Below are 17288 nucleotides of genomic sequence, written 5' to 3' on the forward strand. Positions count from 1 at the left end.
CCGTCCGCAACGTCAGAAACTAGAACGTCCGGACTACCAAGAAGTCGATGTGATGGAAGAAGGAATCGATTTTTTATACGGGCGCAACCCGGTCATGGAAGCACTCCGGAGCGGACGTGACATGAACAAGGTCTTCATCATGGAAGGCCAACAGAAAGGGCCACTCGCCCAAATCATCGGGATGGCTAACGAGGCGTCGGTCCAAATCTCATTCGTCCCGAAGACGAAACTCGAGAAGATGGCCGGCAGTGAACATCACCAAGGCGTTGTCGCCGCGGTCGCCGCTTACGAATATAAGTCGGTTGAAGACATGTTCGCACTCGCTGAGTCGAAAGGTGAAACGCCGCTCTTCATCTTGCTCGATGAGCTCGAAGACCCGCACAACCTCGGTTCGATTCTTCGGACGGCGGATGCGGTCGGAGCCCACGGAATCATCATTCCGAAGCGCCGCTCGGTTGGATTGACGCAGACGGTGGCGAAAGCCTCGACGGGTGCGATTGAGTATATCCCGGTCGCACGCGTCACGAACTTGACGCGGACGCTTGAAGAGTTGAAAGAGAAAGGACTATGGGTCGTCGGGACGGACGCGAGCGAGAGCCAAGATTATCGCCGCCTCGATGGGAACATGCCGCTCGTCGTTGTCATCGGTAGTGAGGGCAAAGGGATGAGCCGCCTCGTGCGGGAGTCGTGTGACTTCCTCGTCCATATGCCGATGGTTGGTCATGTCACATCGCTGAACGCCTCGGTCGCGGCCGCGCTTCTATTGTATGAAGTGCACCGCTCACGTAACCCATTGTCATGAGTATCAAGAAACGGGAACTGCTCCTCGTGGATGGGTATAACATCATTGGCGCTTGGCCACACCTTCGCAAACTGCGCGACATCGATTTTGAGAAGGCACGTACCGACTTGATTGAAGCGATGGCCGAGTATCAGGCGGTCACAGGTCGTGAAGTGACGATTGTCTTCGATGCGCATATGCGTTATGGACGAGAGTCGAAAGCGAAACAGAGTCGGATCGCGGTCATCTACACGAAAGAGAACGAGACCGCGGACGAATGGATTGAGCGGCGGGCCCATGAACTCGTCGATGATCGTCTCGTCACGTTATTCGTCGCGACGAACGATTTCACCGAGCAATGGGTCATCTTCGGTCAAGGCGCCCTCCGCGTGCCCGCGGCCGAACTGCTCAAAGATTGGAAACAAGCGCAGCAGTTAATCGACCAAGAGCGGTCGGCGCTTGAGCAGGACCGATCCAACCGAAAAACAATCGACCTCACGCCAGATGTGTGGGCCCGATTGGAAGAAATTCGTCGTCGTAAATGAAGCGGTGACGAAACTCACGGACGAGTTCATGAAATGGACTCGTCTTTGTTTTTAATTTGACATTTTTTTGGAAAGAAATGTTGTATACTATTACATGTATGAGTTACACGAATTGTAATTGACGGAATTTTTAGAATTTTATTTGACGGTCGTTTTAAACGGCGCCTATAATGAGAGCACAAACTTACATAAGTTCATCAATCGCCGGGGGGTAGGAAACATGAACGGATGGCCATACGAGCAGTTTGAAAACATGTCCGACGAAGAGCTCGTCTTTCTTGCGCGTAACGAAGGGGATAGCGACGCTCTTGAGTTTTTGATTGAACGTTACCGATATTTCGTTCGGGCGAAGGCACGGTCTTATTTTTTAATCGGTGCCGACCATGAGGATATCGTCCAAGAAGGGATGATCGGTCTGTATAAAGGGGTTCGGGACTATCGGGACGAACGGCTCGCTTCGTTCAAAAGTTTTGCTGAGATGTGCATCACGCGTCAAATGATCACCGCCATTAAAACGGCGACGCGTCAAAAACATATTCCGCTCAACTCTTACGTCTCGCTCGATAAGCCGATTTTTGACGACGAGTCGGACCGGACGCTTCTTGATGTGATTTTGCCGCCGCATCCGACAGACCCGCAAGATTTGCTCGTCACGCGTGAAGAGCAACTGTTCATGGAAGAAAAGATGGAAGAGCTCCTGAGTGACTTGGAACGAAAAGTGTTACGTCTTTATTTGGACGGCCGTTCGTATCAAGAAATCTCAGACGACCTCGACCGTCACGTGAAGTCGATTGATAACGCGCTACAGCGCGTGAAGAAAAAGTTTGAGCGGCATGTCGACGTCAAAACGCTGACGAGCTAACCGATATTGACCGCAAGCCTCCTATGTGATACTTTTAAGGCAGCGCCTTGTCCGTAGACGCCATTTACAGGAGGCGTTTTTTTTTTCGCTCTTTTTTAGTGGGAGAGCTGTCGAAAGGGGCGCTTATGAATGGCAAAGAAAGTAAGTCTCGCGTGTTCGGATTGCGGGTCGAACGGTTATTCGACCGTCAAGCAAGACGACGTGACGACGCGGCTCGAACTGAAAAAGTTCTGTCGTCGTTGCAATGCACATACGACACATCGAGAATCAAAGTAACGTAGATTGGCATTCAACGTAGGAGGAAGCTATCATGAACTTTTTGCGCGATGTATGGAAAGAGTTAAAGAAAACGAGTTGGCCGACTCGTAAAGAGCTCACAAAATATACCATCACGGTCATCGCGACGGTCGTCGTGGTCGGCCTGTTCGTGTTCGGCGTAGATACTGGTGTCAGTTATCTCGTCAACCTATTGATTAACTAAGGAAAGAGGTGAAAGCCGTGGAGAAACAATGGTTTGTTGTCCAGACGTATTCTGGATTTGAAAACAACGTCAAAGAAAACCTAGAACGTCGAATCGGTTCGATGAACATGGAAGATAAAATTTTCCGCGTCCTCGTTCCGACTGAAACAACGCAAGAAGAAGTCACTCTCAAGAGTGGCGAGAAGAAGATTAAAGAAAAAGAAGTGAAAAGCTTCCCAGGTTACGTCTTCGTCGAAATGATCATGACGGATGATTCATGGTATGTCGTTCGGAACACGCCGAACGTCACCGGCTTCCTCGGTTCGACGGGGGGCGGCGCTAAGCCGATTCCGCTTCAACCGGACGAAGTGACGAACGTATTGTCACAGATGGGTCTCATCGAGAAGAAAGATCGTTACAACTACGAACTCGGCGACCTCGTCCGTGTCAAAGAAGGCGCATTTGAGAACTTTGAAGGTACGATTGATGAAATCGAAACCGAGAAAGAGAAGCTCAAAGTTGTCGTTGACATGTTCGGCCGTGAAACAAAAATTGAACTTGATTTCGAACAAGTTCAGAAAATTAACTAAACCCACTTGCCATTCTCGGGAACGGATGGTACAATCGGAAATGTTTGATGTTGTGCTTTATTTCGGTACAAACTCGACCTAATAGATTGAGTGGGAGGGCGCACAACGTCCAAGAAACCACATTTTAGACTTAAGGAGGTGTGTCTCGTGGCGAAAAAAGTTACTAAACTCGTTAAACTTCAAATCCCAGCTGGTAAAGCTAACCCAGCACCACCAGTAGGACCAGCACTTGGTCAAGCAGGTGTTAACATCATGGGATTCTGTAAAGAGTTCAACGCTCGTACACAAGACCAAGCCGGATTGATTATTCCTGTAGTCATTACGGTATACGAAGATCGTTCGTTTACATTCATTACGAAAACTCCACCAGCTGCAGTTCTTTTGAAGAAAGCTGCTGGTATCGAGAGCGGTTCTGGTGAACCAAACCGTAAGAAGGTAGCAACGGTTAAGCGTGATAAAGTTCGCGAAATCGCTGAACTTAAAATGCCTGACCTTAACGCTTCGTCTGTTGAAACAGCGATGCTTATGGTTGAAGGTACTGCGCGTAGTATGGGTATTGTAATCGAAGACTAATTTATTAGTCTCTGGGATTGTCGGTGAATATTATGCTCACCTTCAATCCCTTCATTATGTGGGAGGAAATTCCGCTAACCACAAGGAGGAAAAGAATCATGGGTAAAAAACACCAAGAAGCAGCTAAGCTTGTTGATCGCATGAAGTCATACGAACTCACTGAGGCCGTAGAACTCGTTCAAAAAACAGCTACTGCTAAATTCGATGAAACAATCGAAGTTGCTGTCCGTCTCGGCGTAGATCCGAAGAAAGCGGACCAACAAATCCGCGGTGCCGTCGTACTTCCACACGGTACTGGTAAAACACAAAAAGTTCTCGTCTTCGCAAAAGGCGAAAAAGTTAAAGAAGCTGAAGCGGCTGGCGCTGACTACGTCGGTGACTCTGAGTTCATCACTAAAATCCAACAAGGATGGTTCGACTTCGATGTTATCGTTGCGACACCTGACATGATGGGCGAAGTTGGTAAACTTGGTCGCGTTCTCGGACCAAAAGGCCTCATGCCTAACCCGAAAACAGGCACAGTTACGTTCGACGTGACGAAAGCAATCGCGGACATCAAAGCTGGTAAAGTAGAGTACCGCGTTGATAAAGCCGGTAACATTCACGTACCAGTTGGTAAGAAATCGTTTGAAGCAACTAAACTTACTGAGAACATCGAGACAATCATCGAGACGCTCATGAAAGTGAAGCCTGCTACTGCAAAAGGAACTTACCTTAAAAACATCGCGCTTTCTTCGACAATGGGTCCTGGGATCCGTGTCGCGACTGCCGACTTCATCAAGTAATCTACTTGAAATAAACTGTTGACAACGTGTGATACCGCTGTTAAAGTAATACACGTTCAACCGAATATGTTGGATTACCGTAGACAGAAGGTGGACATCGGTCCGTAAACCCTTCCGAGGTGTCTTTGCTCGAACTTGAGCCTGTTGTCACAGGTTTACTTTCAAACAATTACGCCCTCGTATGTCTTCATACGAGGGATTTCTTTTTGAAGAGCAGCCTCTCGTCCGGTATAAGAATTGACTAGGAGGTGCAAACACATGGCAAGCGAAAAAATCGTATCTCAGAAATCGGCACTCGTCGATGAAATCGCTGAGAAAATGCAAGCAAGCGTTGGGACAATCGTTGTTGACTACCGTGGACTTACAGTTGAAGAAGTGACTACACTCCGTAAATCACTCCGTGACGCTGGAATCGAGTTCAAAGTATACAAAAACGGTCTCCTTCGCCGCGCAGCAGTTCAGTCGAACTTCGAAGGTCTTGACGAAGTCTTCACTGGCCCTACAGCAATCGCGTTCTCGAACGAAGACGTTGTAGCTCCAGCGAAGATCTTGAACGACTTCTCGAAAGAGCACAAAGCGCTCGAATTGAAAGGCGGAATCATCGAAGGCAAAGTTTCTTCACTTGAAGAAGTTAAAGCCCTTGCAGAACTTCCATCACGCGAAGGTCTTCTCTCGATGCTTCTCAGCGTACTTCAAGCTCCAATCCGTGGGCTCGCAGTCGCAACAAACGCAATCGCAGAACAAAAAGAAGAGCAAACTGCTTAATTTTTGTCTCGTAGCGTAACAAAAACCAATCTTTACAACATCAAAGGAGGAAAACCATAATGGCTTTCAACAAAGAGCAATTCATCGAAGACCTCAAATCAATGACGGTTCTCGAACTTAACGAACTCGTAAAAACAATCGAAGAAGAATTCGGCGTATCAGCAGCAGCTCCAGTAGCAGTTGCAGGTGCAGGCGCAGCAGTAGCTGAAGAGCAAACTGAATTCGACGTAATCCTCACAAACGCTGGCGCTGGTAAAATCAACGTCATCAAAGCGGTACGTGAACTTACAGGCCTCGGTCTTAAAGAAGCGAAAGCACTCGTTGACGGAACTCCAGCTCCAGTCAAAGAAGGCGTTTCTAAAGAAGATGCAGACGCAGTCAAAGCTAAGCTTGAAGAAGCTGGCGCAACTGTCGAAGTTAAGTAATCTAACTTTTACTTCTACAACCTATAGAAGCTCGCTATGGCGAGCTTCTTTTATTTCCTTGAAGAGTGGGTTAGGAGGTTCAATGCATGGGAGATCATTACTATACGAACGACCCTAGTTCGAAAAGTGCCCCTGAGACATGGACGTTTGAGTTGCGAGGGAAGACATATCGCTTCACCTCGGACCGCGGCGTGTTCTCGAAAGGATCGGTCGATTTTGGGTCACGTCTCTTAATCGAATCATTTGAAGTGCCTGATGTTGAAGGACGCATTTTAGATGTGGGCTGCGGCTACGGTCCGATGGGGATCTCGCTTGCCGACGCCTCTGGGCGTGAAGCACTCCTCGTCGACGTGAACGAGCGAGCGCTTGCCTTGTCAGAGCAAAACGCCGCCCAAAATGGGGTGACGATTGAGACGCGACTCAGCCACGCTTATGACGGAGTCGGTGATGAACAGTTCGCCGCAATCGTGACCAATCCGCCGATTCGGGCCGGGAAGCAAGTGGTCCACACGATTTTGCGCGATGCGTATACACACCTTGTCGTAGGTGGAGCGCTCTACGTCGTTATTCAAAAGAAACAAGGAGCGCCTTCTGCCAAGAAGTTGCTTGAAGATGTGTTCGGTCAAGTCGAGACGGTTGCGAAAGAAAAGGGCTATTTCATTTTCCGGGCAATTCGCTCTTGACAAACGGTGAAGTCTTGTTGACTCGCTATAACGTATATGCTAACATTATAAAATGCCATTGGAATGGAATTCGCTTTGAACTGCCGCGTTTGCCGCTTTTTAGACGCGGAAAAGAGGCGACATTCAATGACAATGTTCGATTATTACGCCCGAAAAATTCGATAGAGAATTGGGGGTCTGAGAGGTGAATCAGTTGACTGGTCAACTTGTTCAGTACGGTCGTCACCGTCAGAGAAGAAGCTTTGCCCGTATCAGTGAGGTATTAGAGCTTCCGAATTTGATTGAAATTCAAACTGCTTCTTACGAGTGGTTCTTGCGTGAAGGATTGAAAGAGATGTTTACGGACATTTCGCCAATCTCCGACTTCACCGGAAACCTCGTGCTCGAGTTCATCGACTATTCGCTCAGTGAGCCGAAGTATTCGATCGATGAGTCGAAGGAGCGAGACGTAACTTACTCTGCGCCATTGCGCGTAAAAGTACGTTTGCAAAACAAAGAGACAGGTGAGCTCAAAGAACAAGAAGTGTTCATGGGGGATTTCCCGCTCATGACAGAATCGGGAACGTTTATCATTAACGGTGCAGAACGCGTTATCGTTTCCCAGCTCGTTCGTTCACCAAGCGTTTATTACAACGCGAAACTCGATAAAAACGGTAAGCGTGGCTTCGGAGCGACTGTTATTCCGAACCGTGGTGCATGGCTCGAACTTGAGACAGATGCCAAAGATATCGTTTACGTTCGTATTGACCGTACCCGCAAAATCCCGGTAACGGTGTTGTTGCGTGCCCTCGGTTTCGGTACGGACCAAGAGATTATCGACCTTCTCGGGGATGACGAGTATCTTCGTAACACCCTTGAAAAAGATAATACAGAATCAACAGAAAAAGCGTTAATCGAAATTTACGAGCGTCTCCGCCCTGGTGAACCACCAACGGTTGAGAACGCGAAGTCACTTCTCGTTTCTCGTTTCTTCGACCCAAAACGTTACGACCTTGCAAACGTCGGTCGCTATAAGATGAACAAAAAACTTCATCTTAAAAACCGTCTCTTCGGTCAAAAATTGGCCGAGACGCTCGTTGACCCAGAAACAGGTGAAGTCATCGCCGAAGCTGGAACTGTCCTCGATCGTCGCAACCTTGACCGCGTTCTTCCACACTTGGAGAACGGCCTTGGTTATATGGATGCTGAGCCGACAGGCGGCGTCGCTGAAGGTGAACCGTTCGGTCTTCAATCGATCAAAGTAATCTCACCAGATGACCCAGATGGAGAGCGTATCTTGAACATTATCGGTAACGGCAATATCGACCGTAGCGTGAAACACATCACACCGGCTGATATCATCGCATCGATCAACTACTTCTTTAACTTATTACACGAAGTCGGAACAACAGATGACATTGACCACTTAGGAAACCGTCGTCTTCGTTCAGTCGGAGAACTTCTCCAAAACCAATTCCGGATCGGGCTTTCTCGTATGGAACGTGTCGTTAAAGAACGGATGTCGATTCAAGATCAAAACGCGATCACACCACAGGCGTTAATCAACATTCGCCCAGTTATCGCGTCGCTAAAAGAGTTCTTCGGTAGTTCGCAGTTGTCACAGTTCATGGACCAAACAAACCCGCTCGCAGAGCTCACGCACAAGCGTCGTCTCTCTGCACTTGGACCGGGTGGTTTGACACGTGAGCGTGCCGGTTTCGAAGTTCGAGACGTTCACTATTCGCACTACGGTCGGATGTGTCCAATCGAAACGCCGGAGGGACCAAACATCGGTCTCATCAACTCGCTTTCGTCTTATGCGAAAGTAAACGAGTACGGCTTCATTGAAGCTCCGTACCGTCGAGTCGACCCTGAAACAGGTCTCGTCACGAGCGAGATTCAATATATGACGGCGGATGAAGAAGATCTCTACGTCGTCGCTCAGGCGAACATGCCGCTCACAGAAGAAGGCGGGTTCGCCAACGAACAAGTCCTTTGCCGTTTCCGCGGACAAAACTTGTCAGTTGAGCCGAACCGAGTCGATTACATGGACGTCTCGCCGAAACAGGTTGTTTCTGCCGCGACGGCATGTATCCCGTTCCTTGAGAACGATGACTCGAACCGTGCCCTCATGGGAGCGAACATGCAACGTCAAGCTGTACCACTTCTTCAACCAGATTCACCGATTATCGGTACTGGGATGGAGTACGTGTCAGCGAAAGACTCTGGGGCCGCGATTATCGCGAAATTCCCAGGTGTCGTCGAGCGTGTCACAGCACGCGAAATCTTAGTCCGCCGCACGTCTGACGTGAACGGTTCTGAGGTATCAGGTGACCTTGACCGCTACAAACTTCAAAAGTATGTCCGTTCGAACCAAGGGACATGCTACAACCAGAAGCCGATCATCGCTGCTGGTGACCGTGTCGAAAAAGGAGAAATCCTTGCTGACGGACCGTCGATGGATATGGGTGAGCTCGCGCTCGGTCGTAACGTCGTCGTCGCCTTCATGACATGGGACGGTTACAACTATGAGGATGCAATCATCATGAGTGAACGCCTCGTGAAAGATGATGTGTACACGTCGATTCATATCGAAGAGTACGAATCAGAGTCACGCGACACGAAACTCGGACCTGAGGAAATCACACGTGATATTCCAAACGTCGGTGATGACGCACTTCGCAACTTGGACGACCGTGGGATTATCCGCATCGGTGCGGAAGTCAAGGATGGCGATATCCTCGTCGGTAAAGTTACGCCTAAAGGTGTGACTGAATTGACGGCGGAAGAGCGTCTCTTGCACGCAATCTTCGGTGAGAAGGCACGTGAAGTCCGTGATACGTCACTCCGTGTACCAAACGGCGGCGACGGCATCATCTTGGACGTCAAAGTGTTCGATCGTGAAAACGGTGACGAACTCTCACCAGGCGTGAACCAAATGGTTCGTGTCTACATCGTTCAAAAACGTAAGATTCACGAAGGGGATAAGATGGCGGGACGTCACGGTAACAAAGGTGTTATCTCGCGCATTCTCCCTGAAGAAGACATGCCATACATGCCGGACGGCACACCGATTGACATCATGCTTAACCCACTAGGTGTACCATCACGGATGAACATCGGTCAGGTACTCGAACTCCACCTTGGAATGGCGGCTAAAAAGCTCGGCATCAAAGTGGCGACACCTGTATTCGATGGTGCACGTGAGGAAGACGTATGGGCAACGATTGAAGAAGCTGGAATGGACAAAGACGCCAAGACTCGTCTCTATGACGGTCGTACTGGTGAACCGTTCGATAACCGCGTCTCGGTCGGTGTCATGTATATGATCAAACTCGCGCACATGGTTGATGATAAACTTCACGCTCGTTCGACAGGGCCATACTCGCTCGTCACGCAACAACCGCTCGGTGGTAAAGCACAGTTCGGTGGACAGCGTTTCGGTGAGATGGAAGTATGGGCACTTGAAGCGTACGGCGCAGCCTACACGCTCCAAGAGATCCTTACAATCAAGTCGGATGACACGGTTGGCCGTGTGAAAGCATACGAGGCCATCGTGAAAGGTGAGAGCGTTCCGAAAGCGGGCGTTCCTGAGTCGTTCCGCGTCTTGATCAAAGAGCTCCAAGCGCTCGGTATGGAAGTCAAGATGATGTCTGCGGACGATGAAGAAGTTGAAATGAAAGATGAAGATGACGACAACATCCCGAACGCAACATCGGCGTTAGAACAAGTCGTTCAACCGACTGTTACGGAAGAGGAATAAGGCGAAAAGGGAGGTCGGCCCCTTGGTAGATGTTAATCGATTTGAATATATGAAAATCGGCTTGGCTTCACCCGAGAAGATCCGTTCGTGGTCTTACGGGGAAGTCAAAAAGCCGGAAACGATCAACTATCGTACACTTAAACCAGAGAAGGACGGATTGTTCTGTGAACGAATCTTCGGTCCTACGAAAGACTGGGAATGTTACTGCGGGAAATACAAACGAATCCGTTATAAAGGAGTCATTTGTGACCGTTGTGGCGTTGAAGTGACGAAAGCGAAAGTGCGTCGCGAGCGTATGGGCCATATCGAGCTCGCGGCACCAGTTTCGCACATCTGGTACTTCAAAGGGATTCCAAGCCGAATGGGGCTTGTTCTCGATATGTCACCACGTGCGCTCGAAGAAGTAATCTACTTCGCGTCGTACGTTGTGACGGAGCCAGGTGACACTCCGCTTGAGAAGAAACAACTTCTCTCGGAAAAAGAATACCGTCTCTACCGTGAAAAATACGGCAGTGACTTCAGAGCAGACATGGGTGCAGAAGCAATCCGCACACTCCTTCAAGACGTTCAACTCGAGAAGGAAGTCGGAGAACTCCGCGAAGAATTGAAGACGGTTCAAGGCCAACGTCGTACACGTGCGATTAAACGTCTTGAAGTGCTCGATGCGTTCTTCACGTCAGGTAATGATCCAGATTGGATGATTCTTGAAGTACTTCCTGTCATTCCGCCAGAGCTTCGCCCGATGGTGCAGCTCGACGGTGGACGCTTTGCGACATCTGATTTGAACGATTTGTATCGTCGAGTCATCAACCGAAACAACCGTCTTAAACGTTTGCTCGATCTCGGCGCGCCGAACATCATCGTGCAAAACGAGAAGCGTATGCTTCAAGAAGCGGTTGACGCCCTCATCGACAACGGTCGTCGTGGTCGTCCGGTCACAGGACCAGGTAACCGTCCCCTTAAATCACTTTCACACATGTTGAAAGGGAAACAAGGTCGTTTCCGTCAAAACCTTCTTGGTAAACGGGTCGACTATTCAGGACGTTCGGTTATCGTCGTTGGTCCAAACTTGAAGATGTACCAATGTGGTCTCCCGAAAGAGATGGCCCTTGAACTCTTCAAACCGTTCGTGATGAAAGAACTTGTCGGTCGCGGCATCGCGTCGAACATCAAGAACGCCAAACGTAAGATTGAGAAGATGCAACCAGAAATCTGGGGCGTCCTCGAAGAAGTCATTCGTGAGCATCCGGTTCTCTTGAACCGTGCCCCAACGCTTCACCGCCTAGGGATTCAAGCTTTCGAACCGATTCTCGTCGAAGGTCGAGCGATTCGCCTTCACCCGCTCGTATGTACGGCTTATAACGCCGACTTTGATGGTGACCAAATGGCGGTTCACGTACCACTTTCTGCTGAAGCACAAGCTGAAGCTCGTCTTCTCATGCTCGCAGCGCAAAACATCTTGAACCCGAAAGACGGAAAACCAGTTGTTACACCATCGCAGGATATGGTCCTCGGTAACTACTACATCTCGCTTGAACGCGACGATGCCGTCGGACAAGGGAAAATTTTGTCGAACGTGAACGAAGCGCTCATCGCGTATCAAAATGGCTATGTCCACTTGCATACACGTGTCGCTCTTCCAGCACGTACGCTCAACAACCCGACGTTCACAGATGAGCAAAACGAGAAAATGTTGATCACAACGGTCGGTAAGATGATCTTTAACGAGATCTTGCCGAACACGTTCCCATACTTGAACGAGCCGACGATGGAAAACTTACAGGAAGCAACGCCTGACAAGTACTTCATCGACAAAGGTGCCAACGTGGCAGAAGAAATCGCCTCACGTCCTTTGGTCGAGCCGTTCAAAAAAGGATTCCTTGGAAAAGTCATCGCGGAAGTGTTCCAGAAGTTCGAAACGACTGAAACAAGCCGCATGCTTGACCGGATGAAAGATCTCGGCTTCAAACACTCGACGAAAGCCGGTGTGACGGTCGGAATCGCTGATATCATCGTTCTTCCGGACAAACAAGAAATCCTTGATGAAGCGCAAACTCAAGTCGATCAAATCATGAAGTCATTCCGTCGCGGTCTCATCACTGAAGATGAGCGTTACGAGCGCGTTGTACGCTCTTGGAACGAAGCGAAGGATGAGATTCAATCACGATTGATGAAATCCCTCAATCGCTTGAACCCAATCTTCATGATGTCTGACTCAGGTGCCCGTGGTAACGCGTCCAACTTCACGCAGCTCGCAGGGATGCGTGGTTTGATGGCCGCTCCATCTGGCCGCATCATCGAACTTCCGATCAAATCTTCATTCCGTGAAGGTCTGACGGTACAAGAGTACTTCATCTCGACGCACGGTGCGCGTAAAGGTCTTGCCGATACAGCCCTTAAGACGGCTGACTCAGGTTACTTGACGCGTCGTCTTGTTGACGTAGCCCAAGATGTCATCATCCGTGAAGAAGATTGTGGAACGGACCGCGGAATCCGCGTTGCCGCTCTCCGCGAAGGCACGGAAGAAATCGAAAACTTGTATGACCGCCTCGTCGGCCGTACAGCGTTCGAGACAGTGGCACATCCGGAAACGGGTGAAGTCATGGTCGAGAAGAACCAATTGATTACCGAAGATCTCGCTCGCGACATCGTCGACGCTGGAATCGAACGAGTTGAAATCCGTACAGCCTTTACATGTAACACGTCACACGGCGTATGTAAGAAATGTTACGGCCGCAACTTGGCGACTGGCTCGAACGTTGAAGTCGGCGAAGCTGTCGGAATCATCGCCGCGCAATCAATCGGTGAGCCAGGAACGCAGCTTACAATGCGTACCTTCCACACAGGTGGGGTAGCCGGAGATGATATCACACAAGGTCTTCCACGTATCCAAGAGGTATTCGAGGCTCGTAACCCGAAAGGGCAAGCGGTCATCTCGGAAATCCCTGGTACGGTCATCGACTTCACAGAATCGCGTGACAAGCGTGAACTCACCGTCGAAGGACTCAGTGAGACACGTACGTACACGATTCCGTTCGGAGCACGTCTTCGTGTTCAAATCGGAGATACAGTAGAAGCTGGAGAAGTCTTCACGGAAGGTTCGATCGATCCGAAAGAATTGCTCGCCGTCCGTGGTGTATCTGGTGTTCAAAACTACTTGCTCCAAGAAGTACAAAAAGTTTACCGCATGCAAGGGGTAGAAATCGGCGACAAACACGTCGAAGTCATGGTTCGCCAAATGCTTCGCCGCGTCAAAGTCATCGAGTCTGGTGACACGCCACTTCTCCCTGGTTCGCTCGTCGATATCAGCGTCTTCAAAGAAGCGTGTAAAGATACGCTTCGCGAAGGCAAGAGCCCGGCAACAGCGAAACCGGTCCTTCTCGGAATCACAAAAGCGTCGCTTGAGACAGATTCGTTCCTCTCGGCCGCTTCGTTCCAAGAAACGACTCGTGTATTGACAGACGCTGCCATCAAAGGCAAGCGCGACTATCTCCTCGGACTCAAAGAGAACGTCATCATCGGGAAACTCGTTCCAGCTGGTACTGGGATGCCGGTTTACCGTGATGTTAAACTCAAAGAAGAAGAGACGAAAGCCGTTCTCGAAGACACGACGGTAGAATAAAAACGTCTTGACAGCATGGGTTGGCGGTGCTACTATGATTTAGTGCCGCCAATCGGTTGTTGTCGATGACAACGGTGTCCAGCAGTCGGCAAGCTACTTGGACGTCACCCGATCTTTCTCCGGAAAGGTTTGGCTGCTATTATTGCCACTTTCAAGGTATAACTCACGTTTTTGCGAGGTCATGGAATGCCTACGCCTCGTAAAAGCGTTTCGTTATGACCTTAAATGAACCACCCGGGTCGGTGGGTCTAGAAAATAGCATAATTCAGGAAGGGAGGATCTTCAAAGATGCCTACTATCAACCAGTTAGTCCGTAAAGGACGTAAATCGAAAGTCGTTAAATCTGACTCTCCAGCACTTAACAAAGGTTACAACAGTTTCATCAAGTCACAAACTAACGTGAGCTCGCCACAGAAACGTGGTGTTTGTACACGTGTTGGTACAATGACTCCGAAGAAACCGAACTCGGCATTACGTAAGTATGCTCGTGTTCGTTTGACTAACCAAATCGAAGTGACTGCGTACATTCCAGGTATTGGCCACAACCTTCAAGAGCACAGCGTTGTTCTTATCCGTGGAGGACGTGTAAAAGACTTACCAGGGGTACGTTACCACATCGTTCGTGGTGCGCTTGACACTGCAGGTGTTGACGGACGTATGCAAGGCCGTTCTAAATACGGTACGAAACGTCCGAAAGCTGCGAAGAAGTAATTCTCGCAAAACTAAAAACTACTGAAATTTTGAAAGGAGGGTACTCGGATGCGTAAAAACCGTGCAGAACGTCGTGACGTTATCGCAGATCCGATCTACAACTCGAAATTGGTAACTCGCCTCATTAACCGTGTCATGTTAGACGGTAAAAAAGGTACAGCTCAAACTATCATTTACAACGCATTTGGCCTCATCGCTGAACGCTCAGGCAAAGAGCCTATGGAAGTGTTCGAAGAAGCAATGAACAACATCATGCCTGTACTTGAAGTTAAAGCTCGCCGTGTTGGTGGAGCAAACTACCAAGTTCCTGTTGAAGTTCGTCCAGAGCGCCGTACGACACTTGGTCTTCGTTACCTCGTGAACTACGCTCGTCTCCGCAACGAGAAAACGATGGAGCAACGTATCGCGAATGAAATCATGGATGCAGCCAATAACACTGGTGCGTCTGTTAAGAAACGCGAAGACATGCATAAGATGGCAGAAGCGAACAAAGCGTTTGCTCACTATCGTTGGTAAGTTAAACGTAAAGACCACTCCACGTCACCAAGCGGTGGCTTAATGGAGTGGCTTTCGGGTATAATCATATCGTGTGCCAGCACACGAAAAACACATGCGGAAGGAGAATACCCAGTATGGCAAGAGAATTCTCCCTAAAGAATACTCGTAACATCGGGATCATGGCTCACATCGATGCCGGTAAGACGACAACAACTGAACGTATTCTTTATTACACAGGTCGTATCCACAAGATTGGTGAAACTCATGAAGGAGCTTCACAAATGGACTGGATGGAGCAGGAGCAAGAGCGTGGAATCACGATCACTTCTGCAGCGACAACTGCACAGTGGAATGGCCACCGTGTAAACATCATCGATACACCTGGACACGTAGACTTCACAGTTGAAGTTGAACGTTCACTCCGTGTACTTGATGGCGCTGTTGCGGTACTTGACGCTCAGTCAGGTGTTGAACCACAAACAGAAACTGTATGGCGTCAAGCGACGACTTACGGTGTTCCACGTGTCGTATTCGTCAACAAGATGGATAAAATCGGTGCGGACTTCTTGTACTCGGTGAAAACACTTCACGAACGTTTACACGCAAACGCACATCCAATCCAACTTCCAATCGGTGCGGAAGATGAATTCAAAGGAATCATCGACCTCGTTGAGAAGAAGACATACATGTACACGAACGACCTCGGTACTGACATCGAAGTAACGGATGGCTACCCAGCTGACATGGCTGACGAAGCTGAAGAACTTCGCGGTCAATTGATCGAAGCGGTTGCTGACTACAACGAAGAGTTGATGATGAAATACCTCGAAGGCGAAGAGATCTCAATCGAAGAACTCAAAGCTGGTATCCGTCAAGCAACACTCAGCGTAGAATTCTACCCTGTACTCGTTGGTTCTGCCTTCAAAAACAAAGGTGTTCAATTGATGTTGGACGCTGTTGTTGATTACCTCCCATCACCAGTTGATGTTGAGTCAATCAAAGGTGTTAACCTCGACACAGAAGAAGAAATCACGCGTGAGCCTTCTGACGAAGCTCCGTTCTCGGCACTTGCGTTCAAAGTCATGACGGATCCTTACGTCGGTAAATTGACGTTCTTCCGCGTGTACTCTGGTACAGCACAAGCTGGTTCGTATGTGAAGAACTCGACTAAAGGTAAGCGTGAGCGCCTCGGTCGTATCCTTCAAATGCACGCGAACAGCCGTGAAGAAATCCCAATGGTATTCGCTGGTGACATCGCCGCAGCCGTTGGTCTTAAAGATACTACGACTGGTGATACGCTTTGCTCAGAGAAAGACAACGTCGTTCTCGAGTCAATGACATTCCCAGAACCGGTTATCTCGGTCGCTATCGAGCCTAAATCGAAAGCTGACCAAGACAAGATGGGTCAAGCCCTCGCGAAACTCGCAGAAGAGGATCCAACTTTCCGCACTGAAACAAACCAAGAGACTGGTCAAACGATCATCTCTGGTATGGGTGAGCTTCACCTTGATATCCTCGTTGACCGTATGCGTCGCGAATTTAAAGTAGAAGCTAACGTTGGTGCACCACAAGTTGCTTACCGTGAGACAATCCGTGGCGCTGCGAAGATCGATTCGAAATTCGTACGTCAATCAGGTGGACGCGGTCAGTACGGTCACGTTGTCGTAGAATTCGAGCCGAACGAAGAAGGCGCTGGATTCGCATTCGAGAACAAGATCGTCGGTGGTGTTGTACCACGTGAATACGTCCCAGCTGTTCAGAACGGGATTGAAGAAGCTCTCGAAAACGGTATCCTCGCTGGTTACCCAGTAGTTGACGTTAAAGCTGCCCTCGTCTTCGGATCGTACCACGATGTCGACTCGAACGAGATGGCGTTTAAAGTTGCTGCTTCGATGGCGGTTAAACAACTTAAGGAACAAGCGAAAGCTGTAATCCTTGAGCCAATGATGCGTGTCGAAGTTGTTATCCCAGAAGAATACTTGGGAGACATCATGGGTGACGTCACGTCACGCCGTGGACGCGTAGAAGGTATGGAAGCACGCGGTAACGCTCAAGTCGTTAAAGCAATGGTTCCACTTTCAGAAATGTTTGGATATGCGACATCGCTTCGTTCACGTACGCAAGGACGCGGAACGTACTCGATGCACTTCGATCACTACGAAGAAGTACCGAAGTCAATCGCAGAAGAAATCATCAAAAAAGCGAACGGCTAATAACGGTTGTAACGCTTAATTGATTGTTGTAAG

At 49.2% G+C, this 17288-nt stretch carries 16 protein-coding genes and 1 other annotated feature; all 16 genes read left to right on the forward strand.

Annotated features, from left to right (window positions below; translation table 11 throughout):
• The first annotated feature begins 52 nt into the window (after positions 1-52).
• The 16 genes from rlmB (at position 53) to fusA (ending at position 17255) form a co-directional block, all read left to right on the forward strand.
• Positions 53-802, forward strand: a complete 750-nt coding sequence (rlmB, locus tag ACZ2GZ_RS00545; protein ID WP_029594424.1) for a 23S rRNA (guanosine(2251)-2'-O)-methyltransferase RlmB — start codon at positions 53-55, stop codon at positions 800-802.
• Complete coding sequence (locus ACZ2GZ_RS00550; RefSeq protein ID WP_021066588.1) at positions 799-1326, forward strand: NYN domain-containing protein; 528 nt, start codon at positions 799-801, stop codon at positions 1324-1326. The genes rlmB and ACZ2GZ_RS00550 overlap by 4 nt, the downstream gene beginning before the upstream one ends.
• A gap of 220 nt (positions 1327-1546) precedes the next feature.
• Complete coding sequence (sigH, locus tag ACZ2GZ_RS00555; protein ID WP_021066589.1) at positions 1547-2188, forward strand: RNA polymerase sporulation sigma factor SigH; 642 nt, start codon at positions 1547-1549, stop codon at positions 2186-2188.
• A gap of 129 nt (positions 2189-2317) precedes the next feature.
• The gene (gene rpmG / locus ACZ2GZ_RS00560) at positions 2318-2464 is read left to right on the forward strand and encodes a 50S ribosomal protein L33 (protein ID WP_021066590.1); all 147 of its coding nucleotides are present in this window, start codon (positions 2318-2320) and stop codon (positions 2462-2464) included.
• Positions 2465-2498: 34 nt separating this feature from the next.
• Entirely contained in the window at positions 2499-2669 is a 171-nt protein-coding gene (secE, locus tag ACZ2GZ_RS00565; protein ID WP_021066591.1) for a preprotein translocase subunit SecE, read from the forward strand.
• Between the two features lie 17 nt (positions 2670-2686).
• The gene (nusG, locus tag ACZ2GZ_RS00570) at positions 2687-3238 is read left to right on the forward strand and encodes a transcription termination/antitermination protein NusG (RefSeq protein WP_021066592.1); all 552 of its coding nucleotides are present in this window, start codon (positions 2687-2689) and stop codon (positions 3236-3238) included.
• 147 nt (positions 3239-3385) lie between these two features.
• Positions 3386-3811: a 50S ribosomal protein L11 gene (gene rplK / locus ACZ2GZ_RS00575; protein ID WP_021066593.1), complete on the forward strand. Its 426-nt coding sequence runs from the start codon at positions 3386-3388 to the stop codon at positions 3809-3811.
• Between the two features lie 98 nt (positions 3812-3909).
• Positions 3910-4596: a 50S ribosomal protein L1 gene (gene rplA / locus ACZ2GZ_RS00580; RefSeq protein WP_021066594.1), complete on the forward strand. Its 687-nt coding sequence runs from the start codon at positions 3910-3912 to the stop codon at positions 4594-4596.
• Between the two features lie 59 nt (positions 4597-4655).
• Positions 4656-4809 (forward strand) — a sequence feature (ribosomal protein L10 leader region).
• 45 nt (positions 4810-4854) lie between these two features.
• A complete protein-coding gene (gene rplJ / locus ACZ2GZ_RS00585) occupies positions 4855-5361 on the forward strand; it encodes a 50S ribosomal protein L10 (RefSeq protein WP_021066595.1) in 507 nt (168 codons plus the stop codon).
• A 59-nt stretch (positions 5362-5420) separates the two neighbouring features.
• Entirely contained in the window at positions 5421-5786 is a 366-nt protein-coding gene (gene rplL, locus ACZ2GZ_RS00590) for a 50S ribosomal protein L7/L12 (RefSeq protein ID WP_021066596.1), read from the forward strand.
• A gap of 86 nt (positions 5787-5872) precedes the next feature.
• On the forward strand, positions 5873-6469 hold the full coding sequence (locus ACZ2GZ_RS00595) for a class I SAM-dependent methyltransferase (protein ID WP_029594426.1): 597 nt from the start codon (positions 5873-5875) through the stop codon (positions 6467-6469).
• 193 nt (positions 6470-6662) lie between these two features.
• Positions 6663-10211: a DNA-directed RNA polymerase subunit beta gene (rpoB, locus tag ACZ2GZ_RS00600; protein ID WP_058765118.1), complete on the forward strand. Its 3549-nt coding sequence runs from the start codon at positions 6663-6665 to the stop codon at positions 10209-10211.
• 22 nt (positions 10212-10233) lie between these two features.
• Positions 10234-13833, forward strand: coding sequence for a DNA-directed RNA polymerase subunit beta' (gene rpoC, locus ACZ2GZ_RS00605; protein WP_021066599.1), 3600 nt, complete (start codon positions 10234-10236; stop codon positions 13831-13833).
• A gap of 288 nt (positions 13834-14121) precedes the next feature.
• Positions 14122-14544, forward strand: coding sequence for a 30S ribosomal protein S12 (rpsL, locus tag ACZ2GZ_RS00610; RefSeq protein ID WP_012727683.1), 423 nt, complete (start codon positions 14122-14124; stop codon positions 14542-14544).
• A gap of 48 nt (positions 14545-14592) precedes the next feature.
• Positions 14593-15060 carry a 30S ribosomal protein S7 gene (gene rpsG, locus ACZ2GZ_RS00615; protein ID WP_021066600.1) on the forward strand — a complete coding sequence of 156 codons (468 nt, stop codon included), beginning with the start codon at positions 14593-14595 and terminating at the stop codon, positions 15058-15060.
• 116 nt (positions 15061-15176) lie between these two features.
• Complete coding sequence (gene fusA / locus ACZ2GZ_RS00620) at positions 15177-17255, forward strand: elongation factor G (RefSeq protein ID WP_029594429.1); 2079 nt, start codon at positions 15177-15179, stop codon at positions 17253-17255.
• The last annotated feature ends 33 nt before the right edge of the window (positions 17256-17288 follow it).

This window comes from Exiguobacterium sp. KKT215 (assembly GCF_055635335.1).

Excerpts from the sequence above, each read along its gene's own strand:
- rlmB (WP_029594424.1), top strand. The coding sequence starts at position 53 with ATGGAAGAAGGAATCGATTTTTTATACGGGCGCAACCCGGTCATGGAA.
- ACZ2GZ_RS00550 (WP_021066588.1), top strand. The coding sequence starts at position 799 with ATGAGTATCAAGAAACGGGAACTGCTCCTCGTGGATGGGTATAACATC.
- sigH (WP_021066589.1), top strand. The coding sequence starts at position 1,547 with ATGAACGGATGGCCATACGAGCAGTTTGAAAACATGTCCGACGAAGAG.
- rpmG (WP_021066590.1), top strand. The coding sequence starts at position 2,318 with ATGGCAAAGAAAGTAAGTCTCGCGTGTTCGGATTGCGGGTCGAACGGT.
- secE (WP_021066591.1), top strand. The coding sequence starts at position 2,499 with ATGAACTTTTTGCGCGATGTATGGAAAGAGTTAAAGAAAACGAGTTGG.
- rplA (WP_021066594.1), top strand. The coding sequence starts at position 3,910 with ATGGGTAAAAAACACCAAGAAGCAGCTAAGCTTGTTGATCGCATGAAG.
- rplJ (WP_021066595.1), top strand. The coding sequence starts at position 4,855 with ATGGCAAGCGAAAAAATCGTATCTCAGAAATCGGCACTCGTCGATGAA.
- rplL (WP_021066596.1), top strand. The coding sequence starts at position 5,421 with ATGGCTTTCAACAAAGAGCAATTCATCGAAGACCTCAAATCAATGACG.
- ACZ2GZ_RS00595 (WP_029594426.1), top strand. The coding sequence starts at position 5,873 with ATGGGAGATCATTACTATACGAACGACCCTAGTTCGAAAAGTGCCCCT.
- rpsL (WP_012727683.1), top strand. The coding sequence starts at position 14,122 with ATGCCTACTATCAACCAGTTAGTCCGTAAAGGACGTAAATCGAAAGTC.
- rpsG (WP_021066600.1), top strand. The coding sequence starts at position 14,593 with ATGCGTAAAAACCGTGCAGAACGTCGTGACGTTATCGCAGATCCGATC.
- fusA (WP_029594429.1), top strand. The coding sequence starts at position 15,177 with ATGGCAAGAGAATTCTCCCTAAAGAATACTCGTAACATCGGGATCATG.